At 45.1% G+C, this 19667-nt stretch carries 22 protein-coding genes and 1 other annotated feature; of the genes, 6 read left to right on the top strand and 16 right to left on the bottom strand.

Features of this window, described 5'->3' with window-relative positions:
- Positions 1 to 12: 12 nt before the first annotated feature.
- The 10 genes from QMA01_RS11850 to QMA01_RS11805 form a co-directional block, all read right to left on the bottom strand.
- Positions 13 to 633 (bottom strand): bifunctional 2-keto-4-hydroxyglutarate aldolase/2-keto-3-deoxy-6-phosphogluconate aldolase, encoded by a 621-nt coding sequence (locus QMA01_RS11850; protein ID WP_191715232.1) that lies wholly within the window; start codon positions 631 to 633, stop codon positions 13 to 15.
- A 12-nt stretch (positions 634 to 645) separates the two neighbouring features.
- Positions 646 to 1665, bottom strand: coding sequence for a zinc-binding alcohol dehydrogenase family protein (locus QMA01_RS11845; protein WP_191715231.1), 1020 nt, complete (start codon positions 1663 to 1665; stop codon positions 646 to 648).
- Between the two features lie 12 nt (positions 1666 to 1677).
- Positions 1678 to 2949: a TRAP transporter large permease gene (locus QMA01_RS11840; protein WP_290186322.1), complete on the bottom strand. Its 1272-nt coding sequence runs from the start codon at positions 2947 to 2949 to the stop codon at positions 1678 to 1680.
- Entirely contained in the window at positions 2949 to 3446 is a 498-nt protein-coding gene (locus QMA01_RS11835) for a TRAP transporter small permease (protein WP_290215065.1), read from the bottom strand. Before QMA01_RS11835 ends, QMA01_RS11840 begins: the two co-directional genes overlap by 1 nt.
- Before the next feature lie 69 nt (positions 3447 to 3515).
- Positions 3516 to 4514 (bottom strand): TRAP transporter substrate-binding protein, encoded by a 999-nt coding sequence (locus QMA01_RS11830; protein ID WP_191715228.1) that lies wholly within the window; start codon positions 4512 to 4514, stop codon positions 3516 to 3518.
- 21 nt (positions 4515 to 4535) lie between these two features.
- A complete protein-coding gene (allD, locus tag QMA01_RS11825; RefSeq protein ID WP_290215064.1) occupies positions 4536 to 5549 on the bottom strand; it encodes an ureidoglycolate dehydrogenase in 1014 nt (337 codons plus the stop codon).
- A 10-nt stretch (positions 5550 to 5559) separates the two neighbouring features.
- On the bottom strand, positions 5560 to 6516 hold the full coding sequence (locus QMA01_RS11820; protein WP_290215063.1) for a sugar kinase: 957 nt from the start codon (positions 6514 to 6516) through the stop codon (positions 5560 to 5562).
- Between the two features lie 18 nt (positions 6517 to 6534).
- Positions 6535 to 7539: a LacI family DNA-binding transcriptional regulator gene (locus QMA01_RS11815; RefSeq protein ID WP_191715225.1), complete on the bottom strand. Its 1005-nt coding sequence runs from the start codon at positions 7537 to 7539 to the stop codon at positions 6535 to 6537.
- Between the two features lie 283 nt (positions 7540 to 7822).
- Complete coding sequence (locus QMA01_RS11810) at positions 7823 to 8191, bottom strand: nuclear transport factor 2 family protein (RefSeq protein WP_191715224.1); 369 nt, start codon at positions 8189 to 8191, stop codon at positions 7823 to 7825.
- Positions 8192 to 8277: 86 nt separating this feature from the next.
- Complete coding sequence (locus tag QMA01_RS11805; protein WP_191715223.1) at positions 8278 to 8577, bottom strand: hypothetical protein; 300 nt, start codon at positions 8575 to 8577, stop codon at positions 8278 to 8280.
- Positions 8578 to 8733: 156 nt separating this feature from the next.
- Here QMA01_RS11805 and QMA01_RS11800 point away from each other — a divergent pair, with 156 nt between their 5' ends.
- The gene (locus tag QMA01_RS11800; RefSeq protein ID WP_290215062.1) at positions 8734 to 9453 is read left to right on the top strand and encodes a YwaF family protein; all 720 of its coding nucleotides are present in this window, start codon (positions 8734 to 8736) and stop codon (positions 9451 to 9453) included.
- A gap of 2 nt (positions 9454 to 9455) precedes the next feature.
- Here QMA01_RS11800 and QMA01_RS11795 read toward each other — a convergent pair whose 3' ends face one another.
- Positions 9456 to 10367: an NAD(P)/FAD-dependent oxidoreductase gene (locus QMA01_RS11795; RefSeq protein WP_290215061.1), complete on the bottom strand. Its 912-nt coding sequence runs from the start codon at positions 10365 to 10367 to the stop codon at positions 9456 to 9458.
- Positions 10368 to 10661: 294 nt separating this feature from the next.
- Positions 10662 to 11771: a histidinol-phosphate transaminase gene (gene hisC, locus QMA01_RS11790; protein ID WP_290186335.1), complete on the bottom strand. Its 1110-nt coding sequence runs from the start codon at positions 11769 to 11771 to the stop codon at positions 10662 to 10664.
- A 322-nt stretch (positions 11772 to 12093) separates the two neighbouring features.
- Here hisC and QMA01_RS11785 point away from each other — a divergent pair, with 322 nt between their 5' ends.
- The gene (locus tag QMA01_RS11785; protein WP_290215060.1) at positions 12094 to 12813 is read left to right on the top strand and encodes a SurA N-terminal domain-containing protein; all 720 of its coding nucleotides are present in this window, start codon (positions 12094 to 12096) and stop codon (positions 12811 to 12813) included.
- Between the two features lie 41 nt (positions 12814 to 12854).
- Here the strand turns inward: QMA01_RS11785 and QMA01_RS11780 are convergent, their stop codons facing one another.
- Entirely contained in the window at positions 12855 to 13136 is a 282-nt protein-coding gene (locus QMA01_RS11780; RefSeq protein ID WP_191715218.1) for a DUF6509 family protein, read from the bottom strand.
- A gap of 130 nt (positions 13137 to 13266) precedes the next feature.
- Here QMA01_RS11780 and QMA01_RS11775 point away from each other — a divergent pair, with 130 nt between their 5' ends.
- Both QMA01_RS11775 and QMA01_RS11770 read left to right on the top strand, forming a co-directional pair.
- Positions 13267 to 13914, top strand: coding sequence for an SDR family oxidoreductase (locus QMA01_RS11775; RefSeq protein ID WP_290186336.1), 648 nt, complete (start codon positions 13267 to 13269; stop codon positions 13912 to 13914).
- Between the two features lie 94 nt (positions 13915 to 14008).
- Entirely contained in the window at positions 14009 to 14389 is a 381-nt protein-coding gene (locus tag QMA01_RS11770) for a nucleotide excision repair endonuclease (protein ID WP_191715216.1), read from the top strand.
- 45 nt (positions 14390 to 14434) lie between these two features.
- Here QMA01_RS11770 and QMA01_RS11765 read toward each other — a convergent pair whose 3' ends face one another.
- Positions 14435 to 14866 carry a GNAT family N-acetyltransferase gene (locus tag QMA01_RS11765; RefSeq protein WP_191715215.1) on the bottom strand — a complete coding sequence of 144 codons (432 nt, stop codon included), beginning with the start codon at positions 14864 to 14866 and terminating at the stop codon, positions 14435 to 14437.
- Positions 14867 to 14996: 130 nt separating this feature from the next.
- On the opposite strand from QMA01_RS11765, the gene QMA01_RS11760 reads away from it, so the two are divergent.
- Complete coding sequence (locus QMA01_RS11760; RefSeq protein WP_191715214.1) at positions 14997 to 15851, top strand: dimethylarginine dimethylaminohydrolase family protein; 855 nt, start codon at positions 14997 to 14999, stop codon at positions 15849 to 15851.
- Between the two features lie 60 nt (positions 15852 to 15911).
- On the opposite strand, the gene QMA01_RS11755 is transcribed toward QMA01_RS11760, so the two are convergent.
- Positions 15912 to 16505 carry an anthranilate synthase component II gene (locus QMA01_RS11755; protein ID WP_290215059.1) on the bottom strand — a complete coding sequence of 198 codons (594 nt, stop codon included), beginning with the start codon at positions 16503 to 16505 and terminating at the stop codon, positions 15912 to 15914.
- On the bottom strand, positions 16502 to 17851 hold the full coding sequence (trpE, locus tag QMA01_RS11750; protein ID WP_290215058.1) for an anthranilate synthase component I: 1350 nt from the start codon (positions 17849 to 17851) through the stop codon (positions 16502 to 16504). The genes QMA01_RS11755 and trpE overlap by 4 nt, the downstream gene beginning before the upstream one ends.
- Before the next feature lie 129 nt (positions 17852 to 17980).
- Positions 17981 to 18192: a binding site (T-box leader), on the bottom strand.
- A gap of 215 nt (positions 18193 to 18407) precedes the next feature.
- Here trpE and QMA01_RS11745 point away from each other — a divergent pair.
- Complete coding sequence (locus QMA01_RS11745) at positions 18408 to 19667, top strand: ABC transporter substrate-binding protein (protein ID WP_191715211.1); 1260 nt, start codon at positions 18408 to 18410, stop codon at positions 19665 to 19667.

Below are 19667 nucleotides of genomic sequence, written 5' to 3'. Positions count from 1 at the left end.
AGCCCTCCTTCTTTAAGCCAATTCTTTGAGATAGTCCTCAACCAATTGAGTAACGCCTTGTTCTCCAGATGAACGGTGCGCTTTCGTTAAATCAGTACCGATGCCGACTGCTACAGCTCCGGCATCCAGCCAGGCGTTCATGTTCTTAATATTGATGCCGCCTGTTGGCATGATGCGCACTTTCGGCAATGGTCCGTTGACCGAACCAATAAAGGAAGGTTCGAATCCGTTGGCTGGAAACAGCTTCAGGATGTCACAGCCCCACTCAGTCGCCTCGACCATCTCTTTGATCGTCATGCAACCCGGCAAATACGGCACATTGTAGCGATTGCAGACTTTGGCAATTTCCGAATTAAAGCTTGGACTGACGACAAATTCAGCACCGTGCAGCAACGCATGGCGAGCGGTCTCTGCATCAAGAACCGTTCCTGCGCCAATAAGCGCCTGCGAACCCGCCAGTTTTTCGAAGACCCGTGAAACATTCGGTGTCGTGTAGGTCAATTCGATGGCCGTTAAGCCACCAGCCACTGCAGCTTCAGCCACAGCTATCGCTTCCTCTGCGTCCTTGCCGCGTATTACAGCAACGATTTTAGCATCCAGTATTTGTTGATATACTTCCATTTTTGGAATCATCTGCAACTCTCCTCATTCAAAGACAATTAATGCTTTTCTCACTTTGTCCGGATTATTTTCAACAAATGTAAATGCTTCCTGTACCTCGTCCAATGAGAACTTATGCGTAATTAAACCACCCGACGTTAGTTTTCCACTGTTCAAGAGGCTTACCACTTTTCCAAACTGATTCGTTTGCAGTCTTGAACCGACAATGGTGATTTCCTTTTTGGTAATCGGCAATTGCGGAATTGCCGATGGCCGCTCATCAAACCCCAGAATAACGACATTGCCTGCAGGCGAAACAAGGTCGATGCTAAGTTCAACAGTAGCAGGCAGGCATACCGCATCGATGACGACATTGGCCCCCTCGTTCGACGTAAGCTCAAGTACGCGCTCTTTGACGGATTCAGTGCCCGCATTGATGACTTCGTCAGCACCGCTTTCCTTCGCAAAAGCCATTCGTTCTTCACTCAGATCTGTCATGTAAACTGTGGCTCCTGCGACTTTAGCCAATTTCAAAATACAGATGCCGATAGGCCCACAGCCCTGAATCAGAACCGTATCCCCTTTTTCAACCCCTCCACGCCATACCGCTTGCGCGCCGATTGTATAGGGCTCTGCCAGGACCGTTTCATCCCAGGCCAACTCTTTATCGACGGCATGGAGCTGCTTTTCAGGCAACACTATAAATTCGCGCATGCCTCCATCTTCATGAACACCAAAAACCGATAATTTTTCACAAACATTCGGACGGCCTTTTCGGCAAGCGTAACATTCACCGCAGTAATTGATCGGCTCTATGACTACGTGATCTCCAATTTCCAGCGTTTCCACAGAACTTCCCACTTTGACCACTTCGCCGGCCACTTCATGTCCAACGACACGGGGGTAGGTGGCCAAAGGGTTTGTTCCATGGTAAATATGCATATCAGAGCCGCAAATTCCTACGCGTTTCACTTTAACCAATACCTCGTCGCTGTTCTGAATTTTCGGGGTTTCCTGATCGATAATTTGCATGTTATGAGCTTCTGGAACTTGTACTGCTTTCATTTTAACAACCACCTATTCAAATAGACTTGGTAAGAACAATGTAATTTGCGGTACAAAAGCGACCAGCATAAGCACGACTAAACTGACTCCGAGGAAAGGCACCAATTCCCTTGCTGTTTTCCCAATGGATACCTTCCCGATCTGGGAAGCGACGAAGAGACAGACGCCTACAGGTGGCGTCACCAAGCCAATTACCAAGTTCAATACCATCATGACACCAAATTGGATTGGATCCATTCCGACTGTCAGTGCGACCGGCAATAACACAGGGAATAGGATGACCAATGCCGCAATTGTTTCCATAAACGTACCTACAAAAAGCAACAGCAAATTAATCAATAAAATAACGATGATGGCATTCGTTGAAATGCCAAGAATCGATTCCGCGACCAGCTGCGGAATCTGTTCGCGCACCATAATCCAGCCAAACAAGTTGGCAAATCCGACAAGCAACATGATGGATGCTGTCGCCGTCATGGAAGAAAGCATAATTTCCGGTATTTTTTTAATCGGCAATTCTTTATAGACAAAAATACCAATGACAAAGGCATAAAGAACAGCAATAATTGAAGCTTCTGTCGGCGTAAAGAAACCGCCTAAAATTCCGTAAAGAATGATGAATGTCATCAGCAATGCCCAAAAAGCACCAGTGAAGCTTTTCCAAATGGTTTTAATAGATTGACGGTCACCTTTCGGATAGTTCCGCTTTACTGAAATAATATACGTCGGAATCATTAACCCCAGCCCCAATAGAATGCCCGGAAGTGCACCAGCTAAAAATAGATCGCCAATGGATAGAGAAGCTAATGTACCTACGATGATCATAGGCAAAGAAGGCGGAATAATAGGGCCCACAGTAGAAGAAGAAGCTGTTACAGCAGCGGAAAATCCTGCTCCGTATCCTTCTTTTTTCATCGCAGGTATTAGAATAGAACCGATACTTGCGGTATCCGCAAGTGCTGTTCCCGAGATCCCTGCAAAGCCCATTGAAGCCCCGACGTTGGCAAGTCCCAAACCGCCACGGATATGCCCAAAAAGGTCGTTGGCGAACTTGATGATCCGATTGGTTATGCCGCCCGCATTCATTAAGTTGCCTGCCAGGATAAATCCTGGAATACAAAGCAGAACAAATGAGTTGAGTCCTCCAAACATCCGTTGAGGAATGATGTTGAGAGGGATACCTGCCAACATCAGATAGATAAAGGAAGCCAGTCCAAGACTAAAAGCCACTGGAACTCCCAGAAAAATTAATGCGATGAAGGATACAAAAAGTAAAGTAGCCATTAGAAATCATCCTCTCCAAAGTTCTGGCTGTAATCCTGTTTATTTTTGATCAAATCGATAATTTTCAAAACTGCATAAAACACCAGGAATACACTCATGATCAATAGAGAAGCATGCACAACTGACATTTGAAAAGGCATAGTTGCCGATCGTTGATTATCCCCTAACAATGTAAAACTATATCCTTGAACGACCATTACCAGACTTAATAAGATGATGGCCAAATATATGACGATTTCGTAGTATCTCCGAAAGTTATCGGGCATTCTGTTGAGAATCATATCCACATTGATAAATTCATTTCTCATTAAAGCCAAGGGGGCACCGAAAGCAATGCCGTATAAGAAAAGGTAGCGCGTCAGCTCTTCGGTCCAGATGAAGGAAAACGGTGCAAAACGTGAAATAATCTGGATGGTGACAATAATGATAACGCCAGCAAAGCTGAGCACTGTCAAAAAGGCGAGTGTGGCGTCAATTAATTTCCGGAAATTTGTCATCTGAATTCATTCCTTCCCTAATGGAAAGGCATATTTGGCCATTACAGCCAAACATGCCATGCTTATATATTATTCAACTGCAAGGATCTGTTCGTACAATTCCAATTGCTCCGGAGACAATGAAGCTTCGACAGCCGGTGTCATGGCTTCGCGGAAAGCATCCTGATCGACATCAACAAATTCCATGCCGGCATCTGTCAATTCCTGCTCAATTGTCGAAATTTCAGTTTCATACAATTCTTCACCCATAGCCTGAGCTTCTGCAGCAGCATCTTGAACCACTTTTTTCAAGTCATCAGACAATGCATTATACTGCTCGTTGCCTACTAGGATGTAGATCCAAGAATAGACATGTTCAGTGCGGTTTACGTAATCCTGTACTTCAGCCAATCCACCACTTTGAATCAAATCAACCGGGTTTTCCTGGCCATCGATTACCCCTTGCTGCAAGCCTGTAAAGACTTCATTGAAATCCATTACTTGAGGAGAAGCGCCAGCAGCCTGCCATACATCCAGGAACAAAGGAACGTTTGGCACACGCATGCTGAATCCGCTCAAGTCATCAGGAGAAGTAATTGGCTCGTTTGATGTTAAATTACGTGGAGCGCGTGTATGGTAGTAAAGAGCCGTCAATCCTGCTTCATCACTGATTTCTTGTTTGATTTGTTCACCGATGTCCCCTTCAACCACTGACTTCACATGATCCAGATCGCGGAACGCGTAAGGAACTGCCATCAATGCGGCATTAGGAGCCCAGTTTTGCAAAGTTTCCCCTGAAATAACCATGTCAGCTGTTCCAGCTTGAATAGAGTTAATTGTGTCTGTTTCGCCGCCAAGTGAGTTATTGGGATAAATAGTGATTTCCATTTGGCCGTCGGAATTTGCTTCCACCAGTTCTTCAAATTTCAAAGCGGTTTGATGCCAGATGTGATTTTCATCAGCTAAATGGCCGAATCTCCACTCGATTGTATCGCCCGAACCGCCGCCTTCTTCTGCCCCATCATTTGATCCACAAGCTCCCAATACCAGTACCGATGCAAATACACCTGTTAACCATTTCTTTTTCATTTCTATTCTCCCCTTTGTTTTTTATTGGTTTTTCAAATACTCATAAGTAGTTGCCGCAATCTGAACTCCCTGTTTCCGATTACGCTCTTCGTTTTCCTGTTCAATTTCTCCCGGAACCAGGACACGGCTGAAACCTTCAGCAGCCGGAACTTCTCGAATCTCTTGGATCATTTTATCCATCTGCTCCAAAAAGATTTCGGAATCTGTAAAGAAAGAAGGATTGATTGCACAGAAATAGTGGCCCAATTTCCGTTTCTTTTCCAACTCCTCATACATCGGATTAATATGAGGCCCAAATGCCATGCCTGCCAGCAGACCAGAAAAAATATCTACAATCATCGATAAACCAGAGCCTTTCGGACCCCCGAATGGCATCAAAGAAACCACTTCAGCAGGATCGGTCACCGTTGCTCCATTTTTATCCACTCCCCAGCCTTCCGGAATAGCCTTGCCTTCCTCTTTGTGCTGAAGAATCTTCCCTAAAGCAACATTTGATGTGGCCATATCCAAAATGAATGGTTTCTCAGTTTTGGCGGGAACACCGTATGCAATTGGGTTCGTTCCGAGGAAAGATTCTCTTCCTCCGAATGGGACGACAATTTTATCGGTATGCGTCATTGCGATGCCAATCAGCTGCTGTTCAGTCGCTTCTTGGACAAAATAGCTGAGCGCTCCGCAATGGCTGCTGTTCATGGCTGTCACCATGCCCACTCCGTTTTCTTTCGCCATCTCGATGGCATGGTCCATGGCGATATCTGCCACAACATGCCCAAAACCATCGTCTCCATTAACCACACCCGTCACTGGACCAGTCTTGTTGAATGAAATATCGGGTGTTGGATTAATTCCGCCGGCCTTGAGCCGTTTCATGTAATGTTCTGTTCGCAATGCCCCATGCGAATTCACGCCACGCAAATCCGCGTGGATAAGAATGGCAGCAATTTTGGCAGCTTGTTCTTCACTGACGCCTGCACTTACAAGTTTTTCTTCGATTAACTGTTGGACTTCTGTAAAAGCCACCGTTACAGTTGCCATGGACTTCCTCCTATCGTTCTACGGATTTTATATTGCCGATTAAGTTTTCGACTTCCTCCAAATACGGCAAGCCTTCATTATCTCCAGTGACTGTAGTGACGAGAGCTCCAACTCCATTGGCAAAGCGCAATAAGGATTCTTCGTCGAACTGATTCAGCGTTCCGTATATATAACCTGCATCAAAGCCATCTCCTGCTCCTACCGTATCGACAGGTGTTACAGAAAATCCAGGTGCTTTAATCCATCGCCCTTCTCTGTAGAGCATCGATCCTTTATCTCCGTCTTTAATGACAAAATCCCGGATCTTAAAGCGCTCTGCATACTCGACTAACTCTTCCAGTGTTTGTTTGTTTGAAATCATCTGGATTTCATCCAGCCCTGTCAGCAGGATATCCACGTCCGAGAAAATGGTTTCGTAAGCTTCACGCGCTTTCTCGATGGTCCATAGTTTCAAACGGATATTGGGATCAAAAGAAACGAGGATATCTTTTCGTTTCGCGATAGCCAGAATTTTTTGGGCTATTGCCATATTCTGTTCTCTGAGAGCTAAGTAAACCCCCGTTAAATGAACTACGTGGATGCCTTCGAATAATTCTTCCGTGATGTCTTCTTCTGAAAGAAACGAAATGGGAGAAGGGTCTCTGTAATAAAATGTTTTCCCCGATCCATCAGCATGAATTTCTTTAAAGTTCACTGATGTCGGTATGCCTTCTACAAAATCCACTGACGAAACATCAACGCCTTCGCCGCGAGCAAAATTATAAATCACCCGGCCGAATTCATCTTTGCCTAACCTGCTGATCCACTTGCTGTTAAGCCCCAATCGCGCACAGCCAATTGCAAAGTTCATTTCAGCACCGCCGACCTTGCGTTCAAACTGTGTTACGTATTTCATCGGCCCTGTGCTAGAAGGATTCATGGTAATCATGGCATCCCCAATTGTTAATACGCCAAATTCTTTAGGCAAACTCTCACCTCCCTTAATTTATACAGATTCTCTTTCAACCAAAATTGGAAGATAACGCCGCTCTTCATATTCTTCTTTAAAATCTTTGCTGCCAATCAATTCGAGAAGGGTGTGTGCAGCATCTTGCCCAATTTCAAAAGTCGGCTGCCTGATAACAGAAATCGGCGGCGTTGCAATTGCCAGAAACGGTGAATCATCGATAGCAATCACACCGATATCCGCTGGAATAGACAGTCCATTTTTCTTGATGAATTTCAGCAATTCAATCAAAGCCAAATCGTTAGTCGCAAAAAATGCTTCAGGCCGATTAGCGGAATCCCACAAATGCTGGAGCCGATTGCCGATTTCCTGTTTATCTTGTGCGATAATCCAGTCTTCTTCAATTTCGAGTCCGTACTCTGCCATCGCTTTTTTGTACCCGTTGATGCGTTCAATCCGCGGTGTTACATGTTGTGTGATGGAAGTGGAAACCAAACCTACTTTCTTCTTCCCTTTTTTGACCAATTGGTCTACAGCGATTCTTGAAGCGCTTTCATTATCGAGCAACAAGGTCGGAAAAATCGCTTCGTTGATCATTCTGTCGACGAAGACAATGGGGAACTCTGCATTTTTTAATTGCTTGTAATAATCGTAATTGCCGTTGGTCGGAAAAATAATCAAGCCGTCCACTTGCTTTGCCACCAGCATGTCGATATAAGCCCGTTCCTTTTCCGGCTGATCGTCGGCATTACAGACGAAAAGGTGAAATCCATTCCTTTCGCATTCGTCTTCAATGGCGCGAATAATTTCAGTTGAGAACGTGTGCAGAATGTTTGCTACGATCACTCCGATAGTTCCGGTTTTTTTCTGTTTCAAACTTTTCGCTACCTGATTTGGAATATAACCTAAGTCTTTGATAGCGGCTTCAACTCGTAGTTTTGTCGACGCCCCCATAAACTCAAAACGATTATTTATATACTGGGAAACAGTGCTTTTAGACACTCCCGCTTTTAAAGCTACGTCTTGCATTGTTATTTTTTTCATTGTATCTCCTCGCACTAAACCGGTTTAGTAAGTGGTTTGAGGAAAGTATAATTCAATTTTTTTGAAAAATCAATGGTTTTTCAGAAAATTTTATTTAATAGTCCGAAAACTTAAAAATCAATTCCGTTGGCTGCCGCCAAATTTTAAGCAGACAGATCATTTCCGACAGCTTGTAAATCAGCATTCCTTATCTGCCAATTAGCTCCCATGCCCTTTCCTTCGCCATTTTTTTAGCAAGAATTTTATATTAAAAAAAGGACGGGGAAATTCCCCGTCCTTTCCATTAGTTAATTTTATCTTCTTCATTCAACTGGCATTGCCCCAATGCATCATCAAGGGTGTCGTATCTGCCCAGACGATGCACTTTACCGTTTTTGATTTCCATGAACGTGTAAATTGTAACGTGGCCATTCTGGTTTTCCCAGGTCGCTCTCTGAACGGAGATTACTTCGTTTCCTTTGGCATAATGCCCTTGAGTTTCCAGCTTGATGCCGGACTCCGTGATCCATTGCCGCAAAATGTCATGCCCTTCTGCGATGCCTCTTGGGCCAATCAATTCGATATGGGGATCTGAGACGTCCAGTACGCCATTAATGTCTCTTTGATTTACTTTATCCGTCCACTGATCCGCAATGTTAATCGTGTCCTCCATTTTCTTTTCTCCCTTCCTCTAGAACTAGCCATACTTTTGTTCAGCATTCTGAGGTTGAAAAAGAAGACAGGAAAAACCTGTCTTCTTTAGTAATTCTCGTTTTTCAGTTTTTTAAACGTCTTCACGAATTTATCCGGGTCTGTATAGACTTTATAAGTCAGGACCCCCCGATGCGTATGCAGATACAGTAAGTTGGTCTCAGCAGAAAATGATTTATAGGAAATGTCCCATACATTCGAAACTTGAAATTTCGTCGCAGAAGTCACCAGTATATCTTCGTACAAATGGATATTGCATTCAGTTTCGATGATTTTCATTTCGCCAGCCTCAATAGAGCGCTCCGTGTCGATGTAAGTGATGGACGACAATAAATTTGTTTGGTCCAAGCCGGCATTCCTCCTACAGATCCTTTTCTTGAAGTTTATCGTATAGAGAGGGTTTTAAGCAAAACATACGGTTATTTGTCCTTAAGAAAATGGACCAGTTGGCCAGCAGCATGCTAAACTATTCGCAAAATAATTTCTCTATCCAGGAGGGCTACTATGGAAACTTGGTTTGGCGCGACATCCGTCTATTCTTTTGTACCGTTTTCCCTGAGCCACCTGCTGGCATTAGCGATTGCTGCTATTGGGCTGGTTACACTCGTTTCTGCCAGAGCCTTGTTAAGAGAAAAAAAACGGCTGTTTCAATCACTGCGGTGGGTATTGCTGGCCCTTCTTTTGGCATCTGAATTCTCTTACCATTATTGGGCAATCACCAATGGCGTCTGGAGTTTCAGCGGACAAATGCCTTTGCATTTGTGCGGGATCGCTTCCATCACAGCCATGATCGGTTTGTTGACCATGCGGCCTTTATGGATACAGCTCTCATTTTATCTCGGTTTCCTTCCAGCCTTCTTAGCTTTAATCACTCCTGAACTGCCTTATGATTATCAACATTTCCGCTTTTGGAAGTTCTTTGTCCACCATACGGCTATCCCTTGGGCTTGCTTGTTTCTGGCATTATCCAATCCTGCTGCTATTCACTTACGCTCTGTCTTTTCCGTCTATGCTCTGCTTCTTGTTTATGCAGCATTTATCGGCTTCTACATCAATCCGTTAACCGACTCCAATTACCTTTATTTGATGCAGCGTCCAACAACTGCATCACCATTGGATTTCTTTGGGGACGGCCTATGGTATTATATGAACTTGTGCCTGACTGCACTGGCTCTTTTTATGGTGCAGTACTTAGTCTTCAAAAAGTTCTTTAAAACCTCATAAACTTATTGTTCTTTCTCGAAATACTCGTTCACTAAATCTCCATTCACACCAATAGCAGCTGCACTTCCCTCACCCGCTGCAATCACCAGCTGGGAAGGAACGATTAAAGAGGCATCTCCAGCTGCGTAAACGTTCCAGACATTTGTACGCCCATAGCCATCCGTTAAGATGCCGCCATGTTCACTTAGCTTGCAGCCCAGCTCCTTTGCAAATGGAGTAGCATGGCTCCATAAAGGTGTGACAAATCCCCCCACTCGATCAATCAATGTACCGTCTTCAAGCCTGACGCTGCGTAACTGTCCATTATCGCCTTCCAGTCCATCAATGATGTCTTCCACTACTTTTATTCCTTTCCGAAGCAATTTTTGCTTGTCTTCTTCTTCCAATCGCCCTTCTCCATTTGTAAAGACGATCAGGTCCCGGCTCCAGGTATAAATTTTTTTAGCCAATTCGAATACTTGCTTATCCGCAATCACGGCAAGCGGCTGATCGCGCAGATCCCATCCATCGCAGTACGGGCAGCTGAATAAACTGGTGCCATAAAATTTCTCTATATCCGGTATATTCGGCTGCTCTTCTTTCAAACCGGCTGCAATGATGATCTTGATGCTGTGAAATATATCTCCATTCTCTGTAACCAATTCATAATGGGTTTCGGTTATTCGGTTAACGCTCACTATGCGCTGCTCTTTGATTTCAACGCAATCGTATTTGGCAATGTCTTTTCGGCCAAGGCGCTTGAATTCTTCCGGCTCAATTCCATCCCGTGTAATAAAGCCGTGCGACTCCCGAGTCACCAGATTGCGTCCGTTGTCATCATCAAAAAGCAAAGTCTTTCTTCTGGATCTCCCTAGTACCAATGCTGCATTCAGCCCCGCAGGACCCCCTCCTATTATTGCGCAATCATAAAGCATAGCATCCATCCCTTACTGTCATTTTCTCCAAAAATTCCCGTTTATCCTCTTCCTTAAACACGCGTTTCCATCATTTAGAGTTTGTCCACAAACAGGGGCTGTCCCAAAAGACCCGGCTGATGTCCATTGCGGCGGACGCGTTCCGCGGGCACGGCTTCTGCCGCTGGAGTCGCCGCCTCCATTCTCATCAGCCAACTGCTCTGAGAAAACGTATTCCCCCATCAAAAAAACAGCCGGAGAGAAAGCCTTTCTCTCCGGCTGTTTTATTTTAGAGACTTATGGGACAGCCCCTTTTTAAGCTTGTTTAGCGACTAAGCTTGTTAAGGTATCGATAAAGAATTGGTTTTCTTCCTGCGTTCCAACAGAAACCCTTACGTAATCAGGCAGTCCCCAAATTTTTCCGTGGCGGACAATAACACCTTTCGCCATCAGCTCTTTGTAGAGTTTTTCACCGTTTTCACCGATTTGCACCAATACAAAGTTGGCCATGCTTTCGATATACGGCAATCCTAATTCATTGAAGGCTTTGTACAATTGTTCACGGCCAGCTTTATTGGCATTCTGTGAAGTCGTTACATGTTCCGTGTCTTCAATGGCAGCAGTTGCTGCAATTTGAGCCAATGTGTTGACGTTAAACGGCTCTTTCACTTTTAAAATCGACTGGATGATGGATTCGGAAGCAATCCCGAATCCGACACGCACTCCGGCAATGCCATAAATTTTCGAGAAAGTTTGCAGGGTCAGCACCGGGTAGCCCGCATTTATGTATTCGATGCCGTTCGTGTAATCTACAGCATCTGCAAAATGGCTGTAAGCCGCATCAATGACCACTAATACATCATCAATCGCTTCCACCAATTTATCCAGATCTGCTTTGGACATATACGTGCCTGTCGGGTTATTCGGTGTGCAAACATAGATGATTTTGGTCTTATCCGTCACAGCTGCAATCATTGCATCCACATCGAACTCGAAGCCTTTCGAAAATTCCACCGGCATCACGGTTGCACCCATAATGTGTGCCCCAAAATCGTATTCGCTGAAAGATGGCGAAGGAACGATCACTTCATCGCCTGCTTCAAGAAATGCTTCCGAAATCAAGGTGATCAATTCGTCTGCTCCATTTGTCGGGATGACTTGCTGAGGATTTACTTGGAACTCCTTGGCAATAGCCTTTTTCAAATCGCTGGCATCCGCATCAGGATAGCGATTCAATTCCGCCAATCCCTGTTGGATGGCAGCTACTGCTTTTGGAGAAGGGCCGAGCGGATTTTCATTGGAAGCCAATTTAATGACACGATCCAATCCTAATTCTTTCTGTACTTCCCAAATAGGCTTTCCAGGCGAGTACGGCTGGATTTTGTCTAAAGTTTTACGTGCTTTAATAGTAGTTGATTTGGTCATCGGGGATTCCTCCAAAAGATGTAAGTTATGCATCATTATTTATATATTCCCATAATTATACCACCATCCACTTTCATATCAACCGAACAAACTATCCAGATGTCCAAATCTGGCCACTTTTCGGTTCACTTTAAAGTAGCTAGCGGGTTTTAAGTACATGATTTTTCATTGCAGCTATTATAACGCATCGCTGGGATGGCAGCTGCTCTTCTCCATTATACAGAATTGCGGAATTATTTAAACACCGCTAACTAACTATTTGTGCCATATAATGAAATATGGTTTACTGATACACAGAATACGTTGAAAAAGGAGACTTAACATGCTCAAGAAAATGAAATTCGCATTCGCTCCCGTTCTTTTATTACTGATATTGGGCGCCTGTTCTGATAAAGAAGAAACTGCACCGGAAGAAAACAAAAATCCGGAAACGGCTGATGAGGCTCCAGGAGAATCTCCCATAGAATATCCAGCTAAAGAAGAAGTTGTGGTTGTTGTCGACGGAGAAGAAATCCTGGGAAAAGTCTATAACAGTGTGGCGCGCCAGCTGGAAACTTCATTGGCAACCCAAGGGCACGGGACATCGGGCGAAACAGCCGAGCTTGTAAAAGAGCAGGCACTGGCTGTATTGGTGGGCAATAAAGTGATCTTGCAGGATGCTGCAGAAAAAGGGTATAAAGCTGATGAAAAAGCAGTTGAAGAACGCTTGGAAGACCTTAAAGGCCAGTTTGAATCGGAAGAAGCGATGGGTGATGCTTTGAAGCAAACAGGATTCACATTGGACGATATGGAAGGCCAGCTTCGCGAACAATTACTGTATGAACAATATATTGCAAAAGAAGTAGAAGCAGCTGAAGTTACTGACGAGGAGGTAAGAGAAGCTTATGACGGCTTTGTCGAGACCTCTGAACAAGAAGCTCCTGCTTTTAAAGAAATGGAAGCGACAATCCGCCAGTCCCTGAAAGAGCAAAAAACTCAGGAAGCGGTATTCAGCCGCATTGAAGAATTGAAAGAAACTGCTGAAGTTGAAGTTAAAATCTAATCAAAAACATCCCACTCAAAATTGAGTGGGATGTTTTTTCGTCATGCCAGTTTTTCTGAACAATAAGCGAGGATTTCTTCCTCTTCCTCGTCTTCAAGTCCGAACTCCAATGCACTTCTTGTCTGTTTATCGATAAAATTATAATGTGCTATGCGGGCTCCGGTTTCTTCTGCAGCAATAATGACGCGCAGTTCCAAACCGCCTTCCGTATATAGTTCATCATCTTCATCCACTTCAACATTCAACGAAAATTCGTAGCGGTCACCCACCATAATTCCTGTAGGATCATTAATTTTGTGAAATACGTAATCTGTAATTTGCATTGTAACACCTCCGTTCTTCTATTCTAGCTTGTCTGGTCCCTTTTGGACAGTTCAATGACGAAAAAACGTTTAATGTACTCCAATAAGGGAACTTTAAAAGAGTCGAGACAATTAAAGGAGTGGATATCGAATGAACGTACTAGTAATCGGAGCAAACGGTCAAGTCGGCCGCAACATTGTCAAAGAATTAGCCGAGTCAAACCACGAAGCGACTGCTATGGTCCGTAAAGAAGAACAAATAGATAAATTGAAGGAACTTGGTGCGTCCAAGGTAGTGCTGGGAGATTTGGAAAAAGACTTCAGCGATGCCTTCGAAGGCGTGGATGCTGTCATTTTCGCGGCAGGATCCGGCCCATCAACAGGAGCTGACAAAACCTTGACCATCGATTTATGGGGTTCCGTCAAAGCAGCTCAATATGCACAGGACAAAGGCGTCAAACGTTTTGTCCAGTTGGGGTCCATGGGTTCGAACGATCCTGACGCCGGCGGTGAATCGATGAAACCATATCTTGTCGCAAAACGCACAGCGGATGAGCTTCTGCAGACAACCAACTTGGATTATACGATCGTCCGTCCCGGAGCGCTGTCAGATGAAGAAAAGTCCGAGAAGATCGAAGTGTCTCTTGAAGGCTTTTCTTCTATGGAAGGAAGATCGATTCCACGAGCAGATGTCGCCCATGTATTGGTCGATGTCCTAGATCGCCGCAACACCTACAACAAAGTATTTGAAGTGCTGCAAGGCGATCAGTCTGCAAGCGACCAATTAAACACTATTTAAAGAAAGACCCGAATGGCAGATAAAAAAGAGCGGATGGATTTCCGCTCTTTTTTGTGTTAAAATAGGCAATACGATAATAGAGGACGTGATAAGCATGATTAATATCCAACCACCAAAAGCTGATGTGACGATTACACAGCGCAAACAGGAAATTACAGGAGACGAAGCCGTCATCAAACCGCTATACGGCTTTATCGATCTGCACGAGATTCCACGTGATAAAGGCGGCATCATCCAATTTTTCAATCATAGCGGAGAATTGTTGTTTGTCGGAAAAGCCCGCAAACTTCGCCAACGCGTGAAAAAACATTTTGAAGATTCGGTATCACCATTGAAAAATCACCGTGAAGAAGTATACCGCATCACCATTTCGATCGTTGAAGATCCAATGGAACGCGATATCTACGAAACGTATTTGATCAACACTGAAAAAGCCAAATACAATGTAGACAAAGTATTTTATCAAGAACAATAAGGAAAACGGAGGCCCTTGGGCTTCCGTTTTTTTCTTTGCATACTGTTAGGCAGTTGGTTCCACCAGCCATTTTTCGAAAAAATAGTGGCTATGGCCTTCGGGGAAATCGTTGACTGCCCCAAATTCCGTGAAGCCCTGTTTTCTATAAAACTCCGGAGCTTGAAAGCTCAATGTATCAACAATCATCAAGCGATGCCCTTTGCTTCGCGCATAATCCTCCGCTTTAGCCATCAGCTGTGCGGCGATTCGCTGCCCTCTTACTTCCGGGTCCACCCAAAGGAAATCGATATGCAGATGGCGCCAAAAGCCGGTAGCCGTCAATCCACCAATGATTTCTTCTGACTCATCGCGAACGATAAAGCTTATTTGTTCGAATGGAGAAGTTTTTTCCTTTGGCAGACTTGCATTATTGTGTTCAATGACTTTTTTTCGGATAAAGTCACGATCTTCGGCCACTTCTTGTTGAATGATTTTCATCACTTGATCCCCTTCCTCTCCTCACCACTTTTATTTTCTCACGATTTTGCCTAACGCTAAAGCAAAAATGTTTTGATTTTCCAGTAAACAGGAATACAGATTAACAACTATGTTTTTTGGAGGAGCCAATATGTCATCATCTATAATCGAAAATTCATCTGCACAATGCCAAAGTGAATACGATCCGCTCCGGCACGTCCTGCTTTGTCCGCCGCGCTATATGGAAATAAAAGATGTCATCAATGATGTCCAAAAACGTTACAAGGACGAAAACATCAACGTGGATAAAGCACTCCATCAGCATAATGCATTTATTCAGGCATTAAAGGATCAAGGCATTCACACGGATTTGATCGAGCCTTCCGAAAAGTATCCTGAACAGGTATTTACACGGGATATCGGATTCACTTTGGGCTCTGCCGTCTTTATCAGTGAAATGGCTTCTGAAATCCGCCAAGGAGAAGAACAGGAACTCCAGAAATGGATGGAAGCACATGAAATCAGCTTCAAGCAATTGGCGGGCCACCGCATTGAAGGCGGCGATGTCATCATCGACCGGGATACTGTGTTTGTGGGCGTCAGCAGCCGGACTTCCAAAAAAGCCATCCGCGACCTGCAGCTAGAGTTGCCGGACTTCGAAGTCATTCCTATTTCTTTCAACGAGAAGTACCTGCACCTTGATTGCGTATTCAATGTTTTGTCGCCGACAGAAGCTCTAATTTTCCCGGAGGCACTCGATATGGCTACGGTCCAGATGCTCGCTGAACGTTATACGTTGATTCGGGTCAACGAACAAGAGCAATTTGCGCTTGGCACCAATGTATTGTCCATCGGTGACCGCAAAGTCTTCAGCCAACCACAGAACCACCAGGTCAACAAACAATTGACGGCACGCGGATTTCATGTGATTGAAGTTGATTTTTCTGAAATCATCAAATCAGGCGGTGCGTTCCGCTGCTGCACAATGCCATTGATCCGCTTATAAATGTGGCTCATGAAGACATAACAGAACCCCCAAGCTGCAGCGCTTGGGGGTTTTTGTATGCTATCGGTTACTGGTTGCTTTTTGGCGTACCTGCGCAACAAATTCCTTCATCAATTCCACACCATCCGGGGTGCCGATGGACTCGGGATGGAATTGGATCCCAAATACCGGGTAATCCCGATGCTTGACGGCCATGATTGTGTCGTCATCAAGTGCGCGTGATTGGACCTCCAGGCAACCTGCCAAACTTTCCTTTTCCAATACAAGCGAATGATAGCGCATGACCGGCAAGGGCAACGGCATGGATCTGAACAATCCCTGCTGGTTGTGTGAAACTTGTGAGACTTTGCCATGGCGGATAAAAGGCGCCTGAACAACCTTTCCGCCAAACGCCGCTCCAATCAGCTGCTGGCCCAAACAGATACCCAAAATTGGAAGTGACCGATGCAACTGCTGAATCAATTCGATTGATTTCGGCAATTCCAGCGGATGGCCCGGCCCCGGCGACAAGATGATGGCTTCCGGATTTTTCGCTTTGATTTCATCAAGTGTCAAAACACCATAGCGCACCACTTCGACTTCTATGCCCATGGCAGCCACAGCTTGATAAATATTATAAGTAAATGAATCGTAGTGATCGATGAGGAGAATCATCCGAACACCTCCGTGAGTGAACGTGCTTTATGAAGCGTTTCCTCGTATTCAGCCTGAGGATCCGAGTCAAAGACGATGCCCGCTCCTGCTTGGACATGGACCATGTCATCCTTGACCACGAACGTGCGGATCGCCAATGCGACATCTAAATTTCCGTTAAAGCCAAAGTAGCCGATTGCTCCTCCATAGACCCCTCTGCGCTCTTCCTCGAATTCCTGGATCAACTGCATTGCCCGGACTTTGGGAGCTCCTGAGACCGTCCCAGCTGGCAAACAGGATACCAAGGCATCGAGTGGATGCATTTTTCTGTCAAGTTCCCCTGTCACTTCTGAAACCAGGTGCATAACATGCTGGTATTTCTCGATGACCATGTACTTCGGCACTTCCACAGATCCAATTTGCGCGACCCGGCCCACATCGTTGCGGCTGAGGTCCACCAGCATTTTATGTTCGGCCTGTTCTTTCTCATCACCAGCCAATTCCTCAGCCAAGCGGTCATCTTCAACTGCCGTTTTTCCGCGCTTGCGGGTGCCGGCAATCGGGTTGGTCACCATATGGCTGCCACGGATCGTCAATAGGCTCTCAGGCGAAGCGCCGACGACCGCGTAACCGTCAAACTCAATGAAGAATTGATAGGGAGATGGATTTTGCTTACGCAATGTACGGTACAGCGTAAAGGCATCTCCTTTATAGCTCGCTGACAATCGCTGTGACAAGACCAGCTGAAAAACATCGCCTTTGCGGATATGGTCTTTTGCCCGTTCCACTTGTTCTCGGAACTGGGCGTCTGTGGTTCCGGAATTGAATTGGAGGGATTGCTGGTCGGTTGATGCCGATTGTTCCGGCACCGACAATTGCTGTTCAATTTCATCCAGCTTGTCTTCAAACGATAAAATGGTCACATCGTTTTTTACATGATCGAATACCACAATGGTTTCATAGACCTGCAAGTGGATATCCGGCATTTGCAGGCTGTCTTCTTTCGGCGCCTGGATCGGTTCGTATACCTGAATGGCATCATAGCCAATATAGCCGAGAGCACCACCGGTAAATGGCAGCCCCTCCACTTCCGCTTCATAGCGGGGCATGAGTCCTTTGATCAGCTCAAGTGGCTTTCCTTGGTGCATGGTTTCGGCACCTGTGTGAAAATCGATTTCCCGCAAAATTTGGCCTTGCCCGATATAGCCGGTTGAAGGATCTGCTCCAATAAAGGAATAACGTCCTGTAACACTGGTCTTCAATGAACTTTCCAGCAGGCATTTGCGTTCTCCTGCCAATCGGTTAAACACCGCAATCGGCGTCAAAGAATCTCCATTGATCTTTCTCTTCTTCATCTTTTTACTCATCTCGGCTCGTCTCCTTTTCTGAAAAGCGCAGGCAATCTTATGGACTGCGAGATTGCCCTGCTTCCACTTTTAATGCGTTTACCTTAATTGAAAACAAAAAAGCCCTCTGCAGGAACAGGATTGTTCCTTGCAGAGGACGGATTGACCGCGGTACCACCTCATGTTAAAGCTGACACAGCTTTCACTTGAACCCCGATAACGTGGGGAAGACGGATTCTTCTACTGCTTGTTCAAAGAATCACTCATAAGCCCATTCACTCAGATACCCCGCCAGTTTCCACCTGCCACTGGCTCTCTTTGAGAGGTTGATCTGCGCTACTTTTCTTATTCATCGATTTAGCTCTGCTATACTCTGCTCAACTGGAATTCGGCGGAGTCGCTCCCGACGCCTTCAACCGCAATCCGTACAAAAAAGGTTGTGCCTATCTTATGCAATCCAGCCGGTTTTGTCAACTAAAAACAGCCCTTAATTAGATAATTCTGTATTTACAGGATAGATTGGGGTATAAATGAAGTAAGCATTTTAACTTTCACAATAGAGGGAGGAGAACGGACGATGAAAAAGTATGCATTGTTGTCATCAGGAGTTTTATCTTTAAGTTTGTTGCTTGCAGGATGTGCAGGTGAAAGCACCAGCGATACCAGCAATGAAAGTGGCGAAGACAGCACCCAGATCAGCTTTATCCATTGGAGAGGCGAAGATAAAGCAGTATTGGATGATATCATTGCCCAGTTCGAAGACGAAAACCCTAATATTACTGTAGAGATGACGATTTATCCATCCGAGCAATATCAGGCTACGGGACAGCGCCTATTACAGGACGGCTCAACAGGTGACGTCTTCACCTCTTTCCCTGGCGCTCAATTTGAAGCTATTGCCAGTGCAGGGTTATTCGAAGATTTAAGCGATGAGGAGTTCGTCTCCAATTTCGATGAAGAACTGATCAGCGTTGGACAAAAAGACGGCACCCAATTCGCCCTTCCTTATCAGCTGGTTTTCAATATGCCGGTTTACAATAAAGGCATGTTTGAAGAGCTTGGCTTGGAAGTGCCGAAAAGCTGGACTGAATTCCAGGAAATGGCCGACACTCTTTTGGAAAACGACATCACACCTATCGCGTTTCCCGGAGCAGATATTGGCCCCAACCAATTTATGAACAGCATGATGATGAATAATGCACCGGATGAAGATATTTTTGAAAAGCTTCAAAACGGTGAAGAATCCCTGACCAACGAATGGTGGGTCAAGACTTTAGAAGATTTCCAGCTGCTTGAGCAAAAAGGCTATATTCAAGCGGACGCACTTGGTACCAGCCAGGATTCGGCGATGGCCATGGTCGCCAATGAAGAAGCCGCTATGCTCGCTACAGGTTCTTATCACATGTCGGCCTTGCTTGGGTTGAACCCGGACCTTCAGCTCGACTTGATGGCGCCAATCACTGTGGAAGAAAGCGAAGCCGTGTATGAAGGCATCAATACAGCAACTTTCATGTTGGCAGTCAACAGCAAATCGGAGAAAAAAGAACAGGCAAAAGAGTTTATCAATTTTTTAAGCCAGCCTGAAATTGCTTCCCAATATGCCAATGAAACCGGCCAGCATCTGACAGTCAACGATGTTGAATACGAATCTGAAGTATTGAAAAACACTGCATATTGGATTGATGAACGAAAAACCCGATTCCAGCCGCGCTTCTTGATCACCAATGCCCAAATCGAAGCGGCTGTCCTCAGCTCGATCGAAAATGTTCTGGGTGGAGCAGACCCGATGACGGCTGCTGAAGAAGCACAACAGCTCGTAGACGAAAACAGGGAATAA

The organism is Planococcus notacanthi (assembly GCF_030407825.1).
GTDB lineage: Bacteria > Bacillota > Bacilli > Bacillales_A > Planococcaceae > Planococcus > Planococcus notacanthi.
The sequence above is the reverse complement of the archived record's forward strand: the minus strand, read 5'-3'. Positions and strand labels throughout refer to the sequence as shown.

Bases quoted from the DNA above. Each gene is read 5' to 3' on its own strand.
- QMA01_RS11850 (WP_191715232.1), bottom strand. From the start codon at position 633: ATGATTCCAAAAATGGAAGTATATCAACAAATACTGGATGCTAAAATC.
- QMA01_RS11845 (WP_191715231.1), bottom strand. From the start codon at position 1,665: ATGAAAGCAGTACAAGTTCCAGAAGCTCATAACATGCAAATTATCGAT.
- QMA01_RS11840 (WP_290186322.1), bottom strand. From the start codon at position 2,949: ATGGCTACTTTACTTTTTGTATCCTTCATCGCATTAATTTTTCTGGGA.
- QMA01_RS11835 (WP_290215065.1), bottom strand. From the start codon at position 3,446: ATGACAAATTTCCGGAAATTAATTGACGCCACACTCGCCTTTTTGACA.
- QMA01_RS11830 (WP_191715228.1), bottom strand. From the start codon at position 4,514: ATGAAAAAGAAATGGTTAACAGGTGTATTTGCATCGGTACTGGTATTG.
- allD (WP_290215064.1), bottom strand. From the start codon at position 5,549: ATGGCAACTGTAACGGTGGCTTTTACAGAAGTCCAACAGTTAATCGAA.
- QMA01_RS11815 (WP_191715225.1), bottom strand. From the start codon at position 7,539: ATGAAAAAAATAACAATGCAAGACGTAGCTTTAAAAGCGGGAGTGTCT.
- QMA01_RS11810 (WP_191715224.1), bottom strand. From the start codon at position 8,191: ATGGAGGACACGATTAACATTGCGGATCAGTGGACGGATAAAGTAAAT.
- QMA01_RS11800 (WP_290215062.1), top strand. From the start codon at position 8,734: ATGGAAACTTGGTTTGGCGCGACATCCGTCTATTCTTTTGTACCGTTT.
- QMA01_RS11795 (WP_290215061.1), bottom strand. From the start codon at position 10,367: ATGCTTTATGATTGCGCAATAATAGGAGGGGGTCCTGCGGGGCTGAAT.
- hisC (WP_290186335.1), bottom strand. From the start codon at position 11,771: ATGACCAAATCAACTACTATTAAAGCACGTAAAACTTTAGACAAAATC.
- QMA01_RS11785 (WP_290215060.1), top strand. From the start codon at position 12,094: ATGCTCAAGAAAATGAAATTCGCATTCGCTCCCGTTCTTTTATTACTG.
- QMA01_RS11780 (WP_191715218.1), bottom strand. From the start codon at position 13,136: ATGCAAATTACAGATTACGTATTTCACAAAATTAATGATCCTACAGGA.
- QMA01_RS11775 (WP_290186336.1), top strand. From the start codon at position 13,267: ATGAACGTACTAGTAATCGGAGCAAACGGTCAAGTCGGCCGCAACATT.
- QMA01_RS11770 (WP_191715216.1), top strand. From the start codon at position 14,009: ATGATTAATATCCAACCACCAAAAGCTGATGTGACGATTACACAGCGC.
- QMA01_RS11765 (WP_191715215.1), bottom strand. From the start codon at position 14,866: ATGAAAATCATTCAACAAGAAGTGGCCGAAGATCGTGACTTTATCCGA.
- QMA01_RS11760 (WP_191715214.1), top strand. From the start codon at position 14,997: ATGTCATCATCTATAATCGAAAATTCATCTGCACAATGCCAAAGTGAA.
- QMA01_RS11755 (WP_290215059.1), bottom strand. From the start codon at position 16,505: ATGATTCTCCTCATCGATCACTACGATTCATTTACTTATAATATTTAT.
- trpE (WP_290215058.1), bottom strand. From the start codon at position 17,851: ATGAGTAAAAAGATGAAGAAGAGAAAGATCAATGGAGATTCTTTGACG.
- QMA01_RS11745 (WP_191715211.1), top strand. From the start codon at position 18,408: ATGAAAAAGTATGCATTGTTGTCATCAGGAGTTTTATCTTTAAGTTTG.